Genomic DNA, 18,391 nt, shown 5'->3' with positions numbered 1-18,391 from the left:
TTTATCAGATGGCAGACGCCCTGCGCCGCATCACCCACAGGGCGATTAGCGCCGCGACCACCAGCACACCCTGTGGAATCAGCGTCTCCACATAAGGATAAATCCCCAACCCGCTGATTTCCGGCACGCCGGTCAGCAACGTTGGTTCAAACAGTTTGCCTTCGATCAGTTCCAACACGCCTTTACCCGCGAACACAAACGCCATCAGGTACATAAAGCAGCCGGTAAACATGAAGAACGGCTTCAGTGGCAGTTTGACAATGGTGTAGCGCATCACGAAGTAGGCGATCAGCAGGATCACACAGCCGATAGCAAACCCAGCCAGAATGGAGAGGTGCCCCGCCATGTTGCTGGCATCACCGACCAGTGCGTAATAGAACAACACCGTCTCTGCGCCTTCGCGATACACGGCCAGAAAGCTGGTGAGCCACAGACCGATCATGGAGCCGCTGCTTAGCGAATGGGACAGCTTACCTTCCAGATAGGCTTTCCAGTGCCGCGCTTCCACTTTGGATAACAGCCAGTAGCTCATGAAGAACAGCATCACCACAGCGATCAGCATCGTAATGCCTTCCAGCAGCTCACGACTGGCACCGGAATTGGTGAACACGAGTTGGAAAATGACGGCGGTAATCACGCTACACAGCAGCGCGACGTAAACTGACTGGCGAATCAGCGGCAGCTTGTCCTGCTGATTGTTTTTCACCAGATAGGCCACGATCGCCGCCACAATCAGCAAGGCTTCCAGACCTTCACGCACAATAATCAGTAGGCTGTAGATCAACAGGCTCCAGTGGGTTTCGCCGCCGTCGCCCAGCATGGCCACGGCCTTCGCCAGTTCCTGCTGCAACACGTCGGCCTGCCCTTGCAGCTGCTCCGCAGGCTGTTTGGCGTTCATCAGGCTGACCAGACGGGTGAAATAGCCTTCCAGCGTCGATTTGAACGCCGCATCGCGAGAACCAATTTTGTTCTCCATTCCGGTCGCTTCAAACAGATCGAAATAGGCATCCTGCACTGCCATGATGGCAGGATTAATCTGACCCTGACGGTATTGTGCGATCGCAGCGGTAATCGCCAGATTGATATCGTCGGAAACTTTCGCCCAGTTCGCATCCGGCACCGCACCGGTATCCGCGTTCGCGGCAGATGTCGCCGTCACCTGCTGGCTGTCACGCGTTGTTGGCAACCCTGGCAAGGCATCTTCGATATCCTGCAACAGCGTGGTGACCCGATAGGCGACATCCGTCAGTTGATCGGGTTGGCTAGCTAGCGTAATCAGCGCGGAGAATTGTTGATTAATGGAAGCCGCTTGCTGCGCTGAGCGATTCTGCCTGACCGACATCTCCATTTCAGAGTTTTTAAAGCCCTGATAGTGCGCCTGCTGCACGCTCTGGCTGGCCTTTTTGTAATCGCCGGCCTGATATTCCGTCACGGCTAGCGCGAGCTGGTCATCGATGATTTTGAAACTCTGCTGCCAGTACGGCGCAATGTCAGTGTTGTCATAGGCACCGTGCTGCTCCTGTGCGACCAGTTTGTGCCCTTCCGACAGCACGGGCAGAACAGCATCCAATTCGCCCTTCAGCCAGGATATTTTTGCCTGTACCTCGGCCTGCGGCTTGCCCTCGCCAATCATGCGACGAATTTCACCGAAGGTCGCTTCTAGCTGATAGCTTTTTTGTGCGGAAATGTTGATACGGATGGGGCCTTCGAGGTTTTCAAACACCTCAAAATAGGCCATCTGAACTTCAGTGCGAGCATCATCCGGCTTTTGCTGCTCATAGAGCTGAGCCGTTTTATTCAGCCTGGTTTCGATATCTTGAATAAATGAGGCGTAATCGGTCGCGGCAACTGCCACTGAACAACTAAACAGCCAACACAACAACAGAAGCGTTTTTTGCCAGATAGACATAAGCATATGATGAAGCACAAATGATATTTATTCTTATTATCACTTTGACGCGTCCATCTGTCTTGATTTACGTCACGAAAACATAAGCAATAAGGATTTTTATTTGTAACAAAAAATTTCAAACTTAATTTAACGCCATAAATCTCACTTTATTTTTATAACCCACAGAAAAACACGGTTTTTGAACGCAAAATCGACAAAAAAATGCCAATATATTAATGCAAAAAATATGCCAATATTTTAATTAATCATTCTTACACTAGACCCTACAGCCTTAAAATGGCTTTTCTTTACATTAACGCAATCAGATTTACAGAGGGGAATGCCATTTTCCCTCTGTAATCCAATGTATTACACACGTTGACATTAATGCTTTTCACCGACATGTTAGGGGGACTCTCCTAGCGTTCAGATAGCAACTGGATACCAAGGGAAACCAGCAACCGCCTTTCCGCTCAGTTTATCACCTGCTACAGATCAGAATTTTTTCCATCCCTCACCATTGCGACCCTGTGTCGATAGCAGCGGCGTGGTACTATGCCCGACAGCATGATGGATGGGGTCAGCGATAGCCGGACGAGAAAAAGTCGTTGTCGGATCATAATCTGAGTCCAGATCGAACACGTCCACCACGGCAGACAGTTCGCTGGTTTGTTCGTCCAGACGAGCAGCCGCTTCCGCCGACTGCATCACCAGCGTCGCGTTCTGCTGCGTGACGCTGTCCATTTCGTGCACCGCCTGGCTAATCTGCGTAATACCACGTGTTTGTTCATCCGTTGCCGCCGCAATTTCACCAATCAAATCGTTCACATGCGAAATGGAGGCAATAATGGCCGTCATCGCTTCTCCAGATTGTCGAACCTGCCCTGCGCCAGTTTCTACCCGAGAAACCGATTCTGCAATCAGTGCCTCAATCTCTTTCGCCGCCTGCGCACTACGCTGCGCCAACGTGCGAACCTCACCAGCCACCACGGCAAATCCTCGACCTTGCTCTCCCGCACGCGCCGCTTCAACCGCCGCATTCAGCGCCAGAATATTAGTCTGGAACGCGATGCTGTTAATCACCGAGGTGATATCGGAGATTTGTCGAGAACTGGCGCTGATGCCATCCATTGTCGTCATTACATTGCTGCTGATATTCCCGCCTTTTTGCGCCATATCCGCCGCATCCTTCGCCAGCTTACGTACCTGATGTACATGATCGGTCGTTTGCCGCACCGTGGAGCTAATTTCTTCCATACTGGCAGCAGTCTGCTGTAGTGCTGCGGCCTGCTGTTCCGTGCGGCTGGAAAGGTTATCGTTGCCATCCTTAATGCTCGACGTCCCATTGTTAATTTCCGTCGTGCTCTGCCGGATGACGGTTACCGTATCACGCAAACTTTTCTGCAATCGCTTAATGTCGGGGATCAACCGTCCCGCACAGTTCCTACCAAACTCAGCCAATTCACAGCCTAAGCGACCCGCTGTGAGTTGTGCCAAGTGGGATTTCAGCACTGAAATCGGAATAACCAGATAGTTTCTCAAATAGTATTCAGTGAAAATCAACACCATGATGCCAAGTACCATCACGCTAATCAGCGCATTGCGATTTTGAGTGTTGTGTTCATTCACGCTTGGAATCAATGAAGAGGCGGTGATGCCATCCGAATAGCGTTTAACATTCTCCCCAAACGTCAGACTGATCGGAGGATAAGCTGAGCGAAAAATTTGTCGGAATGCTTCGGGATCGCTGCGTTGCAGCGCCGCATTCATGGGATCGATAGAGGAAGATATCAGTGTATTCCAAATGTTTTTCACTGCATCAACCGTTGCTTGATCAACACCAACATGCTCCGCTTTCTGGAATTTCTCTAACGAATCCTTGGTATTTTTGATCGCGCTCTGAGCCATTTCCAACGTCTGCCTGGCATTTTCTGGCTCATTTCGCTGCAAGTAATCCATGGTTCTTTCCATACGTGTTACGGCTCGAAAATATTGATCTGCACCATAAATCAAATAAGAATACGTTTTTCTCTGAGTCTCACTTTTATCAAGCAAATTCGTAGCCTGATAAAGTGAGTAAAGACTAAATCCTGATGCCACTCCCCATATCACTAATAGGGAAGTCACTATGATCAGAACCATTATTTTTATGCTGATATTTCTTAGAAATTCCATAATGTACTCCGTGACGTTAACAAATATTTTCCGCCCATAAATTCTGCCGGAAAAGTATTTACTTTCTACCCATGACGGTGTCGCCCGTTATACTGCGCCCTTGTTTCTCACGCTCTAACAGACGTTTTGGGATTCCCTGACCTGTCACCCACTACGTGGGAAATAATAAAAAATCAATAAAAAATAATGCGTTATCTTCCCTGGGGTACCCATCACCATAGTGTTAAACGGCCGATAAGCGTCACTGCCACAGTCAAATCGGTGGCATGTAGAGTTAATATCGTCAAAAACAGTATAGGCATTAACAGATAAAGAGGGTGAATACGCTACCACGTTATTTTCCAAACAAAACTCCTATGTAAAAAAATCGCCTCACTCAACACCTTAAGATGCTTTATCCCACGCTGCGTATGACCACGATCAGTAAATTAAATTTCTTTATCGGCGATTATTAAAATTAACCCACTGCATCAATGCCCTCACAGGAATGCAGTTCTTAACGATCCAAGATTCGGCTTTGGAGAATAGACATGCAGAAAGTGCTTACCGTCTGCCCGTATTGCGGGTCAGGCTGCAAAATTAACCTGCTGGTGGAGAACGGCAAAGTGGTTGGTGCGGAAGGGGCGAATGGCGTCACCAACGAAGGTGAGCTGTGCCTGAAAGGTTACTACGGCTGGGATTTTCTCAACGATACAAAAATTCTGACACCGCGTTTAAAACAACCGCTGATTCGACGCCAGAAAGGCGCGCCCTTTGAGGCCGTATCCTGGGATGAAGCGATTAGCTTCGCCAGTTCCCGACTGAAAGCCATTAAAGAGAAGCACGGTGCCGAGTCGATTATGCACACCGGCTCATCACGCGGCCCCGGTAATGAAACCAATTATGTGATGCAGAAATTCGCTCGAGCAGTAACCGGGAATAATAACGTCGATTGCTGCGCACGACTTTGCCATGGCCCCTCGGTTGCCGGGCTACAGGTTACGTTAGGCAACGGCGCAATGAGTAACTCCATCTGCGAAATTGAAAAGACTGACTGCATCCTGATTTTTGGCTACAACGCTGCAGATTCTCACCCCATCGTAGCCCGTCGGATCCTGAAAGCCAAAGCGCGTGGCGCAAAAATCATTGTGTGCGATCCGCGCCATATTGAAACCGCACGCATTGCCGATCTGTGGCTACCGTTGAAAAATGGCTCCAACATGGCATTGGTCAATGCTTTCGCGAACGTGCTGATTAACGAAGGCCACTACGATAAGGCTTACGTCGCCCGCCATACCGAAGGCTTCGAGGAATTCAGCCAGACCGTCGCAAAATACACGCCAGAGTATGTTGCCGACATTACGGGTTTATCACCGAAACTGATTCGAGACGCGATGCGGATCTATGCCGCTGCGCCATCCGCCACCATTCTATGGGGAATGGGCGTAACACAGTGGGGTCAAGGCGTTGATGTGGTCAAAGGTCTGTCCGGCCTGGCACTGCTGACCGGTAATCTGGGGCGCCCGAACGTTGGCGTCGGGCCAGTGCGTGGGCAAAACAATGTACAGGGTGCCTGCGATATGGGTGCGCTGCCCAATATGTTTCCCGGTTATCAAAACGTCACGGATAAAGCGGTGCTGGCGAAATTTGCCGATGCCTGGGGCGTACCTGAACTCTCCGACAAAATTGGCTACTCGCTGACTGATCTCCCGCACAAGATAAAAGAAGGGAAGATCCGAGCTAATTACGTAATGGGCGAAGATCCGCTGCAAACCGAGCCGGATCTGTCGATGCTGCGCGATGCCTTCAACGAACTGGAGTTGCTGATCGTACAGGACATTTTCATGACCAAGACCGCCGCTATTGCCGATGTGATTTTACCTGCGACGTCCTGGGGCGAGCATGAAGGCGTCTATACCGCCGCCGACCGGGGATTCCAGCGCTTTTATAAAGCGGTAGAGCCACAGGGCGATGTCAAACCCGACTGGGAAATCATCAGCCTGATGGCAACAGCGCTCGGCTACCCGATGCACTATAACAACACGCAGGAGATCTGGGACGAGCTACGCCAGCTCTGCCCGCTGTATTACGGTGCGACCTACGAGAAAATGGCGGGGCTGGGCTATGTGCCGTGGCCGTGCCCGACAGAAGACAGCCCCGGCACGCCGTGGCTGTACGCAGGCAACCACTTCGATCGTCCCGGAGGGAAAGGCCTGCTGCTCACCGCCGAATGGCGGCCACCGATGGAGTTGGTGGATGAAAATTATCCGCTGGTCTTGTGCACCGTGCGCGAAGTTGGCCATTACTCCTGCCGTTCCATGACGGGCAACTGCACCGCGCTGCAAACGCTGGCGGATGAACCGGGCTACGTGCAGGTGAGCCCCTATGACGCCGAGCGTTTAGGCATCCACGACCAGCAGTTGGCCCGGATCTCGTCACGGCGTGGCAAGGTGATCTCTCGCGTTGCCGTCAGCGAGCGCATCAATAAAGGTGCCGTCTATATGACCTACCAGTGGTGGATTGGAGCCTGCAATGAACTGACGCTGGATCACCTCGATCCGGTATCCAAAACACCGGAGTACAAACACTGCGCTGTGAAGCTGGAAGCCATTGACGATCAGCAGGCAGCAGAGAACTATGTACAGCAGGAATACAGCCACCTGAAAGATCGGCTACGCAGCACCGCAGAAAACGTCAGTTAATCTCACTTACCTAAGTCGCCGCGGGCCTAAGCCGTCAGATAAAATTCGTGGCGGCTTAGAAAATACGGATGATTTAGACACCGTTTAACCTTCCTCGCCGATAATGCCTTTATTTCCACCCTATCTTGTAAAATTTCATTAATGAGAACGGATAAATTTCCGTTAATCGGTAATAAACTTCTACGCACAACTTAAATTTTCACATCTCTGTTTATCTTTTAAAATTATGTTGGCTATCACCGCCCTCCCCTCTGCCCAATTGTTTTTTATTCCAATTTAGCGCAATTTGCGTTTCATTTTACAATGATTTAATTTGTTTTTAACAAAAGAGCCCCCTGTAGCGGTAGTTATCAATTCGATTAAAGTAATTGCTAAACAATCGGTTAGATGAAAACCAGTGGGGATAAAAGGAATATTATTATTGCTCGTATAGAGGTCTTTTATGTTACCGATTACTGTTGCCTTATCGCTTCCTCATTATCTGTCATTTATTATTCGCATCAACCCCGGAAGCTAACTCCCGTCTTTCATTCGTATTCCCCTGAACGTCGCTGACGTCGGGAAATAACCTGATTTCATCCCTTTCGATATGCGGTTATAAAAAACTGCACGGCTTTTAGCCCCCCAAATTCGCCGGAAGAAAGGCAGTAAGTTATTCAGAATATAATAAAAAACAGGAGATTCACTGTGCTCACTATTCTCGGCTTCTCGATGGTCATCTGCTTTATGTACCTGATCATGACCAAGCGAATGTCTGCGCTTATCGCGCTGATTCTTGTCCCTACACTGTTTGCACTAGCGGCAGGTTTCTATCAGGGGCTAGGCGCGATGATGCTGGACGGCATCAAAACGCTCGCTCCAACGGGCGTTATGCTGACGTTTTCTATTCTCTACTTCGGTATCATGATCGATGCAGGCCTGTTCGATCCGCTGGTTCGCTTCATTCTCCGTCTGGTTAAAGGCGATCCGCTGAAAGTGTTGGTCGGCACCGCCGTGTTAACCTTAATGGTCGCGCTGGACGGCGACAGTACAACGACCTATATGATCGCGATTGCCGCATTCCTGCCGCTCTATCAGCGGTTGGGGATGAACGTGCTCGGATTGACCTGTCTGGTGAACATCGCCAGCGGCGTGATGAACCTTTCTCCGTGGGGCGGCCCGACGGCGCGCGCCGCCGCCGCATTGCGCGTTGATGCACTGGACGTTTTCCTCCCCATGCTCCCGGCGATTATTTTAGCCAGCCTGACGCTGGTCGGCGTGGCCGTTTTTCTGGGTCTACAGGAACGCAAACGGCTAGGCATCATTGATGTCAGCAGCTTCCAGAATGCCTCGATCAATCTAGGCAACGGCAGCGACGAAGAAAGCGACGCCAACCGCCGTCCTAAAATGTTCTGGCCTAACTTTATTCTGACCACCCTGCTTCTGGTGTTTCTGGTGATTGGCCTTCTGCCCATTCAGGTGCTGTTTATGGTCGGCTTCGCTATCGCCGTCATGCTCAACTATCCCAAGCTGGAGGAGCAAAAAGCGCGGATCGGCTCACATGCCGCTAACGTGCTAGCAGTAACATCACTTATTTTCGCCGCTGGGATTTTCACCGGCATTTTATCCGGTACAGGCATGGTAGATGCCATGGCGAAGAGCTTGTTGCAGGTGATACCAGAAAGTTTCGGCCCATATCTTGCGGTGTTCACCGCGCTCATTAGCCTGCCGTTTACTTTTTTGATGTCCAACGACGCGTTCTATTTCGGAATCTTACCGGTTATCGCCCAGACGGCGGTCAATTATGGTATTACCCCAGAGGAGATCGCCCGTGCGTCGATTGTCGGCCAGCCGTTCCACCTGCTTAGCCCGCTGGTACCGTCGCTCTACCTGCTGGTCAGTCTGGCAAAAGTGGACATCGGCGATCACCAACGCTTTGCAATCAAATGGGCGATTTTTGTCAGCCTATCGCTGCTGGTCGGTGGTATTGTCTTCGGCGCATTTCCGTTCTATCACCAGTAAAACAGGATTGCTCCGGTCAGGCCGGAGCAGGCTTTGCTGGCAGGCAAGCCTTGCTGACAAGAACATAAAGATTCCTCGTAACACCCTAACCGACATAGCAGGATAGCGATGGCTTTAACTCCCCTACAGACAAGGATTGTCAGACAGATTGTCGCCTACATTCGCCGCGAACAGCTGCCGCCCGGCGCTCACCTGGTCGAATCGTCGCTGGCGCAGGTACTGAACGCCTCGCGCACGCCGGTCAAGGTCGCGCTGCTGTATCTGACGGAAAAAGGCATGCTGCATTACCACCGCAATCGGGGGTTTTATCTTGACTGCCATGCCGATGAATTAGGGCATCTGGTCACCGAGTTAGCCGCCAGCAGTGAAGAGCCGCTCTACCGGAAGATTGTTGATATGCGCCTTTCCCGCCGATTGCCGGAACAGTTTTCAGAAGTGGATCTGATGCGTGAATGTCAGGTGTCCCGCTCCGTATTGCGTAATGTTCTGACGCGTATTCAACAGGAAGGTTGGCTGGAGTTCCGCACTGGGCAAGGCTGGCGAACCACGCCGATTATCGATTCTGTCACGGCCTATGAGGAAAGTTTTACTTTCCGCCTGCTGGTCGAGCCGGTCAGTCTGCTGTCGCCGCAGTTTCGTATCGATCAGCACACACTCAGCGCCTGTCGTAAGCAGCAGGAAGACATTCTCAATGGGGGTTACCTGACGCTCACGCCGCATGAAATGTTCGATGCCAATACGCACTTTCATGAAACGCTGCTTGCCTGTAGCGGCAACCGCTTCGCCCACCATAGTTTGCAACGAATCAATCAATTACGGCGTCTGGTGGAATATCGCCAAGGGAGTCCAGCCTTCAACCCCAAGCGATTGGAACAGATTGCAGAGCATCTGGCGATTCTGGATTTCCTGCAACGGGGAGAGATCGAAACAGCGGCAGAGTGGATGAAAAAACATCTGGAAAAAGCGTGTCACGATAAAGTGAGCATCGATCTTTTTCGGTGAAATAACCAACAGCGAGGCCTCAAATCATCAGTAACATATGTTTAAAAAATAAAAAACACCATTTTAAACACCCTAAACGCCCAAGCAGTTACAAATAGAAACACATAGAGCAATAATTAAACTTTAAATCAACAACACAAAAAAGAAGCATAGATTACAAAAACAAAGTCACGATTTAAATAATTAAAAAATTAATCTACTCATGAAATGGCATGTATATAAACTTTTCGTTAATTGTTCTTTTATTTTTACTTAATCTTTAAGTAATTCACCATCTGTTTTATTGATGTATCGCCACCTATCATTAGCAACACTACTTCAACACCTTGACTCATCTGCCTTTACCAGCAAAAAACCAAATTAACCCATTGTTTAATAATGAATTAATAAAAATATCACGATTTACGCGATCTGCGCATCACATCCCTATTTATCATTACAAGTGACATGGACATGCATTTTTCGCATGACAAAGATCACAATTACATAACAATCCGCAGAAAAAAAATGTAAAAAGCAAGAATCGTTGTAATATCGGCGGGCAGACACAACACCCCAATAACAGGTTCGGGTGAGGGATTGGTGTATTCAGGGAAAGCACCAACCATCACGCGGCAATAATATTGTGTTGTCTGAATCAATTCATCAACATGAGGTTTATATGCAAAGGCAGAAGTTACTTGTACAGATAGTCTTGGCTATCGTCCTGGGAATATTAATCGGCTGGGCTTGCCATCAATATCTTGACGGCAGTCGAGCAAAAGAAGTTGCATCATATTTCAACATGGTTACCGATGTCTTCCTGCGCCTGATTAAAATGATCATCGCGCCACTGGTCTTCGCTACGCTGGTTTCCGGCCTGGCAAGCATGGGAGGAAACTCTTCTGCCGTTGGCCGTATCGGTATGAAAGCGATGATCTGGTTTGTCAGCGCCTCGTTCATTTCCCTGCTTATCGGTATGGTCTTCGCCAACCTGTTCCAACCCGGCGCAGGCATGAATCTCGAAGTCCCCGTACAGCATGTTGCGACAGGCCTGAACACAGACAGCTTTACGCTTAAGAGCTTCATCAGCCATATCTTCCCGAAAAGTATCGTAGAAGCAATGGCGAACAATGAGATCCTGCAAATTCTGGTGTTCTCTCTGTTCTTCGGCTCCGCGCTTGCCTATGTAAAAGGCAATAACAAGCACGCGACCACGATCATTTCCATGATCGAAGAACTGACCAAAGTGATGTTCCGCGTGACCGACTACGTGATGGCGCTGGCCCCTATTGCTGTCTTTGCCGCAATCGCTTCCGCGATTACCACGCAAGGTCTGGGTCTGCTTTACGACTTCGGTAAACTGATCGGTGAGTTCTACCTCGGTCTGGCCGTACTGTGGGGCGTTCTGTTCCTGGTTGGCTACCTGTTCCTGGGCAAAGGCATCGTTAGACTGGCGAAACTGATTCGTGAACCGACCATGCTGGCTTTCGCCACGGCGAGCAGTGAATCTGCTTATCCGAAAACCATGGAAGCGCTGACCAAATTCGGCGTGCCGAAAAAAGTCACCAGCTTTGTGCTGCCGCTCGGTTACTCGTTCAACCTCGACGGTTCTATGATGTACCAGTCCTTTGCGATTCTGTTTATCGCACAGGCTTACAACATCGACCTGAGCGTTACTGAACAAATCCTGATCCTGCTGACGCTGATGATCACCAGTAAAGGGATGGCGGGCGTAGCGCGTGCCTCTATCGTGGTGGTTGCCGCAACGCTGCCAATGTTCAGCCTGCCGGAAGCCGGTATCCTGCTGATTATCGGTATCGACCAGTTCCTGGATATGGGCCGTACTGCAACTAACGTCATCGGTAACAGTATCTCTACCGCCGTTGTGGCCAGTCTGGAAAAAGACGTCCACGATGATGATGAGGAAGAGGCTGCCGACGAAGTCGTCGCCTATAAGGAACCTCAGCAGGCTACGCAAAATAGCTAATGCTGAGTAAGTGAATATGTCATCTATAGCGGCCTTCGGGCCGCTATTTTTTTATCTCTCGTTGCACTGCCAACGCTGTCGCGACGCTTATAACCCAGATGCTGATGACAACCCTTTCATGTAGCGCCAGAATTTCTCAGAAGCCACGTTCAACCGCGCATCGAGGCGATACAGATAAACGCCCATGCGGATCACGGCATTTTCCATGCTCAGGATCGTCAGCTCTTTGTTTTTCAGCTCTTCCTGAATGGAATAGTCCGGCAGCCAGGCGATACCATAACCTTTCTTCGTCATACGTTTGAGCAAGTCGCTCATGGAAGAGACGAAATTGACCGTAAACTTATCGCTGTCAACGCTGGATAAGTAACGGCTGACCTGGCGCCCCATGTAGCTCGTCTCGGTATAGTTGAGTAGCGGCACCGATGAGGCACTGACATCAAACAGCGGCTTCCCTGTGCTATCACACGCGCAGACCGGATAAAGCCGGGACTCCAGTATCTTCTCGTGCATGAAGGGCTCTCCCATCAGATCCTCATTATAAAATGAGAAAATGAAGTCACTGCGCCCTTCTTTGAGATTCAGCACCGTCTCATCGACATCGATCGATTCGACATAGAAGATTTTTTCCTGCGGATCCGGCACGTCTTTTAACAGCTCCGGCATGATGAACACCGACAGCGAATGTGCCGCGGCGATGGTGATCTTATTCTTGTAATTGTCCCCGCCGTGCAGCTTATTGAGCTGATACTCCAAATCGTCCAGCGTATTGCGGATATAGGCGTGGAACACGCGCCCCTGCTCGGTTAACTGTAGCGGCAACGCGCTACGGTCGAAAATATCAAACCCAACCGCCGCTTCCAGCGCCTGAATTCGCCGACTGAATGAGGATTGAGAAATATTCCGCTTCTCGGCTGCCAGCGTAAAACTCCGGTGTTCTTCCAGCACGATAAAATCATAGAGCCACTTGGTTTCGATATTATTCAGCATCGTCCCTCACTCAAAACGCTCAGCGCCATGTTTTCGCTCCCTATGCCAACGTTCTGCATCGCCAACAAAGATGCTTCCCACTGCATGTCGTTAAACCCAGTAAAAGCATAGAGATGCCAATAGTTATGCAAATCATACATAGCAGATGGGAATTTAGCAATTCACATTGCCAGGCAGTGTGAGATTATCCTTTTAATTTCATAATGCTACAGGGTTAACAGCATGAACAGTCTCGTGGGAATTCTTGGCGGTATGGGGCCGGGTGCAACCGTCGATGCGATGCAAAAACTGATCAAAAATACGCCAGCCTATCGGGACCAAGACCATATTCCGATGATTGCGGTTTCTATTCCTGATATCCCTGACAGAACACAATGCATTCTCCAGCACAGCGCGTCACCGCTGGATAAAATGCTGCAATATATGAAAATTCTCGAAAATGCGGGCGCTGAATGCATCATTATCCCGTGCAATACCGCGCACTATTGGTTTAATGACTTAAAACAGCAGTGCCGTGCGGAAATGATCAGCATTATTGATGTGACCTGTCAGGCGATTAAGCATGCCAACACCACACGCGTCGGCCTATTGGCGACGACGGCGACGGTCAAAGCGAGAATTTATCAGGACAACCTGATTACCGATAATATTGATTGCTACACGCCGGATGATGCAGACCAACACCAGGTAATGGAAAGCATCTACGCGTATAAATCCGGTGATATTGTCGGCGCCTATAGCCTGTTATCACCGGTAAAAGATCGCCTGTTGCAGGCTGGCGTTGAGAAAATTATTCTGGGTTGTACCGAGCTTCCCTTGATTCTGGAGCAGGAAGTCAGAACATCACCGCAACACTATGTCGATGCAACCGAAGAATTAATTAAGAAAACAGTCGAGTGGTATTTTACTCACAATACGAGAAATAATATTGCCGCTTAATTTTTTGAACGAACCTATTATATTGCGTTGAAAATGAACCAATAACTATGCCACTCGGCATTAACAAATTCGCCGAGTGGCATAGTGTGATAGACTCAGTATTTAATGCATTTCACTTCACAATAAAATACTGCGCATACTGGAACGTCATTCAATATACGTTCAACGATTACGATGGGAATTTGAGAGCACTATTTTGCGCTCCCGCATTAGACACCACCCAGGATTTCGCCGCTGACGTGGTCATCAAACTGTATGAATAGTTAGATGACGCCGTCCATTTCGCCGCAGGCGATTTGCTCGCCACCGCAGCCGGTGAACTACCATTATCCGTAAAGGTTGAACCATTGCCTTTATCGTCCACCATTCCTTTCTTTTCCGCGCCAGTACCAAATACGTTACGCTCAGAAATTACATTGGCATTCTGCGCCACCGTAAAGGCCAGGTTGAATTTATTGACGTAGTTGTTGAAGACGTGGAAATAACCATAACGCATCAGGCCGGGCGCACGCACCTGGATATTTTCGTAATAGTTATGACAAATAGTCAAACGTGGATAGCCATTGTAAGCGCTGTTATTGTCATCAGCCGGATGACCGAAGATGCAACCATATTTATGGTTTGAGAATAAGCAATTACTGATCGTGATGTAATCCGCCTTCTCGCCGATATAAATCAGTTTATCGAGGCTACCATCATTATCGCTCCACGTATGCCCAGGCCATGAACAGTGATCCACCCAATATCCCTTACCGTAGTTCAAATACAGCTGGATATCGTCATTATCTTTGATGGCAACATCATGTTTAAAAACCAGATTCTGGAAAATGACGTTAGATGAATTGCTCTCAGCACGCAGGTGGATATTGGTCAGTACATTAGCGCCACCGAAAGAACCGACGATAGTTTTATTGCTGCCAAATACCACCTTGGTCAAGGCCGACGTTTTCAGCGATGATCCCAGCACCACAATAGTTTTTGCGGAACCGCTCACTGCTGATTTAAAATCGGCCAAAGAATTTACCGTAACGACTTTACCGCCCGTGCCTCCAGTTACATTTGCCGCTTTTGCAAAACCAATAATCCCAGTAAGATTCGTTGTTGGATAAGCCATAAATTTTCCTTTTTACAATGAGTGAATAATAATGTCTTCCAACGTATTATTTAATCAAAAACAAATAACACGCCTCCGACAATTAAAAATTGTATATAAAGGATCTCATTACGCTTATTAAGCGAGTTTAATAAAAAAGCAACCTTGCAAATAATTCAACCTTCAATTAATACGCTGCCATCTTTTAGTAAAAATGGCAGCGCTACGATTATCACATTATTATCATTACCAGCCTTTTACCGCACCACCATTAAAAATACGGTTCGCAGCCTGTTCAACTTCATCAGCCTGATAGGCTTGAATAAACTTTTTGACGTTTTCCGCCTCTTTATTATTTTCACGCGTCACAATGATATTCACATACGGTGATTCTTTATCTTCAATAAAAATACCGTCTTTCGTTGGCGTTAAGCCCGTTTGCTGAATATAGGTCGTACTAATAATGGCTACCGTCACTTGCGTGATCGTCTAACAAACGTGGAAACTGCGCTCGTTCGATTTCCATAATACGCAGGTTGTGCGTGTTGGTGGTGATATCCAGTACCGTCGGCAGTAAACTGGTATCAGGTTTCAAAGTAGTTAATCCGGTTTTTTCCAATAATAACAGCGCTCGCCCCAGATTCGTGGGTCGAAAGATATTCGCATCCAGATCGCTTTTATCCGTCGCTTCATTCAGCAAAAGCGAACCGCTAAAGCCAACCAACTCAACATCCAGACCATACTTTTCTTTCGCCACTTTCTTCGCAACGTCAGCGACATCCTGTTCCGCACCGTTAATCACACCGATTTTAATGTGATTGGCAGAGTTACTTGCATTATCACATGAGATCAATGCCATCGCCAGAGAGGACGAACAAGGGCGGATCTTTATGACTGTCCCTAGCGGGGCACAATACGCGCTTTACTCATCATCAAGCATTTTTCTAAACGACGCTTGATTCTTTATTTTTTTGAAACCAATATGTTCGTAAAAATGGTGTGCTTCTATTCTGCTCTCGCCTGAGTTGAGTCGTATACCCGTAGCACCCATGTCTTTAGCCCAATTTTCTGTTTGTTTCATCAACGCTTTCCCAATACCTTCTCTTTGTACATAGTTCCTTACGGGTCAGCGCTAAATAGCTGGTTGACTGGTGACGAAAGTAAATAAATCAGGTGGTGTTCAGCCTCTTGAATTGGATAATCATAATGCAATACGTCTTCATTCAAAAAATGAATAGCTGATACATCTTTTAATACAGCCTGTCGAATATTCATATTACTTCCCCAGAAAGAGCATCCGTTTATTGGCATCCAGTTAGGGTTTCAAAAAAAACCATCGTCATCGCCCTTAATTAAGATTTAACGCCGTCGATTATTCACCGATCACTTTATAACGCTGGCTTGCCGCATCAAAACGGTATTCCAGCAGAATATCTCCTCCGCCGTGGGAATAGCAGTTCAGCGTGATGCTGCGATTATCTGTACCGTTTTCAATATTCATATACACCGGGGTCATGAAGAAGCCAAACTGGCATTGTTGAAAATCAGGTTTGAGAATTTGATCGACATTGCCATTCTTCTTATTAATCGCTTTGATCCCTTCAACAACCATTCCCGCATCGCTGTTCTGATACATCCCAACGAAACTGTGAGTCGCCGTTTGCCCCCAGAAAGGAATATCAACCTGCCCTTCTAGCTTTGCGGACTGCTCGCTATCGTCAAAAGATGCCACACGCCGTAAGCTAACATCATAACGAGTTTTCCCGTTTGACCATTCGCCGCGGAGCTCTTCCCCTGTCTCTGTCAATTTAAACGGACAGCGTGCCATATCGAGCCCAGACTGAACGCCCTGAATGATATATTTATCATAATCCTGTGGCGTATGGATTTCGCAGAGCTCAAGAGACGTTTCCGAGATCCGCCCATACAGAGGGATCGGTGCTCTGTATTTATCGTAAAAGTAGCTACCCAGAAGGTTCTTCTCCTGGTCAATACTGTATTTCTGCAATGAAAAATGTATCGGATAAGACCCAATATGGCCTTCATAATTGCTAACTACATACCAGCCAGCATGCGCTTCCCATACTGCCATCCACAATCCACAGGCAATTAAGGTTGATACCGCTACTCTCATACATTCACCTTGTCTACCCGTCATACTTCAAGCTGCTTATACGTTGGTTTATCTGCAACTCGCGTTGTGTTTTTAGTGTGTCAATCATGAAGCCGAAGCGTTCAAAAACGGCTTAACGTATCAGGCTAATCATGGTAGCAGCAGGGGCAGATTTCTACCTCAGACACCGTCATGGCTGTTGTGCCTTCGCAATCCCATTCAACACGAACGGGCTGCGCTTCTCGCCCTGAGTGATGTAAATATTTCTCGACTGGGTTTTCCGTCATCCCAGTAATCACCTCCGTGGCGATGAGCTCATCACCAACAAAAACGCGGGCCGTTGCCTGTGAGGCTTCTCGCGTTTCACCGGATTGCCGATACAAATAGTTAACTGTCAGTTTAATGCTAGGCATAACGCTTCTTAACAGGGAAAGACAAGGAAAACAGTGTATCGCGTTACTCCGCACTTGTAGAGCACATACGTGGTAAGCGGCCTCGCAGAATCATACTAATGCCATGATAGTCCTCCATTTTTCCAAAATGGAGCGATTTGGTCACATAAATTCGCACCATTGGTAATCAAAAAGTTAAATCTTATTCCTTTTGGATATTAATGAAGCAAAAAAAATAGCCGATATCCTTTGCGATAGGGTATTTTTTAATGCAACTGCATTTTGCATAAATCGTGTTTGGCATAAATACTGTTTTACATTAACCGTGTTCTGAATGAACCATTTCGTTAACGTCATAGCGTTGAATAACAGGAAATTATACTCAGCAGATTGATGCCTCTTTTAAGGAAGATAATTAACCTGCTTGTGTTGGCGGCCTGAATTTCAATGATTGCGACATCAACGCATATGGTTTTAACACACTGAAGTAACTCACTGGTAAACCCATTACCAGCATTAAATAGATATAAGAAGGAGTTATACTGTGGTGATTCCAGATATTCAAATAGTGAGTTCAACAACTCCGGCGACAATGCCGCCTATTGGCGCGGCTGCCAACCCGACGGTCGTTGCAGCCATCAGTCCGGGGAATAAAACAGACACATCAACAAACTCCGACTCTGAAGATATGCAGGGCTCAAACGAGAGCACCAAAGTTACACTGTCTTCCCAGAAGAAACGTGCCTCAACTGAGAACGATACCCCTCCGGCTGAACAGATCAAAGCGCAGCAGAAAGCCGCTGCCGAATACTCTCTGGCGACAACGGGCATTCCGTTGTACAACGGCAAGCTCATTTCTGTGATTAAGTACCCGGATGGCAATTCTGAAATGTTTGATGCCTTTACGGGGCAGAGAATCACGCAAGAAGATCTGGCACTCATAAGTGCGCTTCATGGTTCCGATGGAGAACAGGTATTACATTTCGAGAGTAAAACGTCCTATAGCAATTTATCTGCGGCCGAAGTTTATCAGCAGATTCAGGAAATGCTACATGGTTCAGACAATCCAGAAGAGCTGGCTTAATGGGAAGAACGATGCCAAGACAAATGAATATATCGCCCTGACATTAAAGAGAAATATAAGGTTA

Annotated in this window: 14 protein-coding genes and 1 pseudogene; 6 read left to right on the top strand and 9 right to left on the bottom strand. The window is 48.1% G+C overall.

Annotation, left to right across the window (positions count from 1 at the left end; genetic code table 11):
- Positions 1-4: 4 nt before the first annotated feature.
- Together JFY74_07510 and JFY74_07505 are read right to left on the bottom strand one after the other, a co-directional pair.
- On the bottom strand, positions 5-1,909 hold the full coding sequence (locus JFY74_07510) for an FTR1 family iron permease (protein ID QQG29873.1): 1,905 nt from the start codon (positions 1,907-1,909) through the stop codon (positions 5-7).
- 477 nt (positions 1,910-2,386) lie between these two features.
- Entirely contained in the window at positions 2,387-4,066 is a 1,680-nt protein-coding gene (locus JFY74_07505; GenBank protein QQG29872.1) for a Tar ligand binding domain-containing protein, read from the bottom strand.
- Between the two features lie 530 nt (positions 4,067-4,596).
- On the opposite strand from JFY74_07505, the gene fdhF reads away from it, so the two are divergent.
- From fdhF to JFY74_07485, 4 genes are all read left to right on the top strand, one after another.
- Positions 4,597-6,747: a formate dehydrogenase subunit alpha gene (gene fdhF, locus JFY74_07500; protein ID QQG29871.1), complete on the top strand. Its 2,151-nt coding sequence runs from the start codon at positions 4,597-4,599 to the stop codon at positions 6,745-6,747.
- A 687-nt stretch (positions 6,748-7,434) separates the two neighbouring features.
- Complete coding sequence (locus JFY74_07495; GenBank protein ID QQG29870.1) at positions 7,435-8,748, top strand: CitMHS family transporter; 1,314 nt, start codon at positions 7,435-7,437, stop codon at positions 8,746-8,748.
- A gap of 108 nt (positions 8,749-8,856) precedes the next feature.
- The gene (locus JFY74_07490) at positions 8,857-9,750 is read left to right on the top strand and encodes a GntR family transcriptional regulator (GenBank protein ID QQG29869.1); all 894 of its coding nucleotides are present in this window, start codon (positions 8,857-8,859) and stop codon (positions 9,748-9,750) included.
- A gap of 661 nt (positions 9,751-10,411) precedes the next feature.
- Positions 10,412-11,719, top strand: a complete 1,308-nt coding sequence (locus JFY74_07485) for a dicarboxylate/amino acid:cation symporter (protein ID QQG29868.1) — start codon at positions 10,412-10,414, stop codon at positions 11,717-11,719.
- An 87-nt stretch (positions 11,720-11,806) separates the two neighbouring features.
- On the opposite strand, the gene hypT is transcribed toward JFY74_07485, so the two are convergent.
- The gene (gene hypT, locus JFY74_07480) at positions 11,807-12,706 is read right to left on the bottom strand and encodes a hypochlorite stress DNA-binding transcriptional regulator HypT (GenBank protein ID QQG29867.1); all 900 of its coding nucleotides are present in this window, start codon (positions 12,704-12,706) and stop codon (positions 11,807-11,809) included.
- A 222-nt stretch (positions 12,707-12,928) separates the two neighbouring features.
- Here hypT and JFY74_07475 point away from each other — a divergent pair, with 222 nt between their 5' ends.
- Positions 12,929-13,645, top strand: a complete 717-nt coding sequence (locus JFY74_07475; protein ID QQG29866.1) for an aspartate/glutamate racemase family protein — start codon at positions 12,929-12,931, stop codon at positions 13,643-13,645.
- A 169-nt stretch (positions 13,646-13,814) separates the two neighbouring features.
- Here JFY74_07475 and JFY74_07470 read toward each other — a convergent pair whose 3' ends face one another.
- The 6 genes and pseudogenes from JFY74_07470 to JFY74_07445 all read right to left on the bottom strand — a co-directional run bounded on the left by JFY74_07470 (position 13,815) and on the right by JFY74_07445 (position 17,264).
- Positions 13,815-14,759: a pectate lyase gene (locus JFY74_07470; protein QQG29865.1), complete on the bottom strand. Its 945-nt coding sequence runs from the start codon at positions 14,757-14,759 to the stop codon at positions 13,815-13,817.
- A gap of 225 nt (positions 14,760-14,984) precedes the next feature.
- Positions 14,985-15,597, bottom strand: a pseudogene (locus tag JFY74_07465) (lipoprotein NlpA).
- A gap of 63 nt (positions 15,598-15,660) precedes the next feature.
- Positions 15,661-15,822: a hypothetical protein gene (locus JFY74_07460; GenBank protein ID QQG29864.1), complete on the bottom strand. Its 162-nt coding sequence runs from the start codon at positions 15,820-15,822 to the stop codon at positions 15,661-15,663.
- A gap of 35 nt (positions 15,823-15,857) precedes the next feature.
- Entirely contained in the window at positions 15,858-16,013 is a 156-nt protein-coding gene (locus JFY74_07455; protein QQG29863.1) for a hypothetical protein, read from the bottom strand.
- A gap of 97 nt (positions 16,014-16,110) precedes the next feature.
- Positions 16,111-16,872, bottom strand: a complete 762-nt coding sequence (locus tag JFY74_07450; protein ID QQG29862.1) for a hypothetical protein — start codon at positions 16,870-16,872, stop codon at positions 16,111-16,113.
- 125 nt (positions 16,873-16,997) lie between these two features.
- Positions 16,998-17,264, bottom strand: a complete 267-nt coding sequence (locus tag JFY74_07445) for a hypothetical protein (GenBank protein QQG29861.1) — start codon at positions 17,262-17,264, stop codon at positions 16,998-17,000.
- Between the two features lie 523 nt (positions 17,265-17,787).
- Between JFY74_07445 and JFY74_07440 the strand changes: the two genes are divergently transcribed.
- Complete coding sequence (locus JFY74_07440) at positions 17,788-18,327, top strand: hypothetical protein (protein ID QQG29860.1); 540 nt, start codon at positions 17,788-17,790, stop codon at positions 18,325-18,327.
- Positions 18,328-18,391: the final 64 nt, after the last annotated feature.

It is taken from the genome of Pectobacterium carotovorum (genome assembly GCA_016415585.1).
Taxonomy (GTDB): domain Bacteria; phylum Pseudomonadota; class Gammaproteobacteria; order Enterobacterales; family Enterobacteriaceae; genus Pectobacterium; species Pectobacterium carotovorum_K.
The sequence above is the reverse complement of the archived record's forward strand: the minus strand, read 5'-3'. Positions and strand labels throughout refer to the sequence as shown.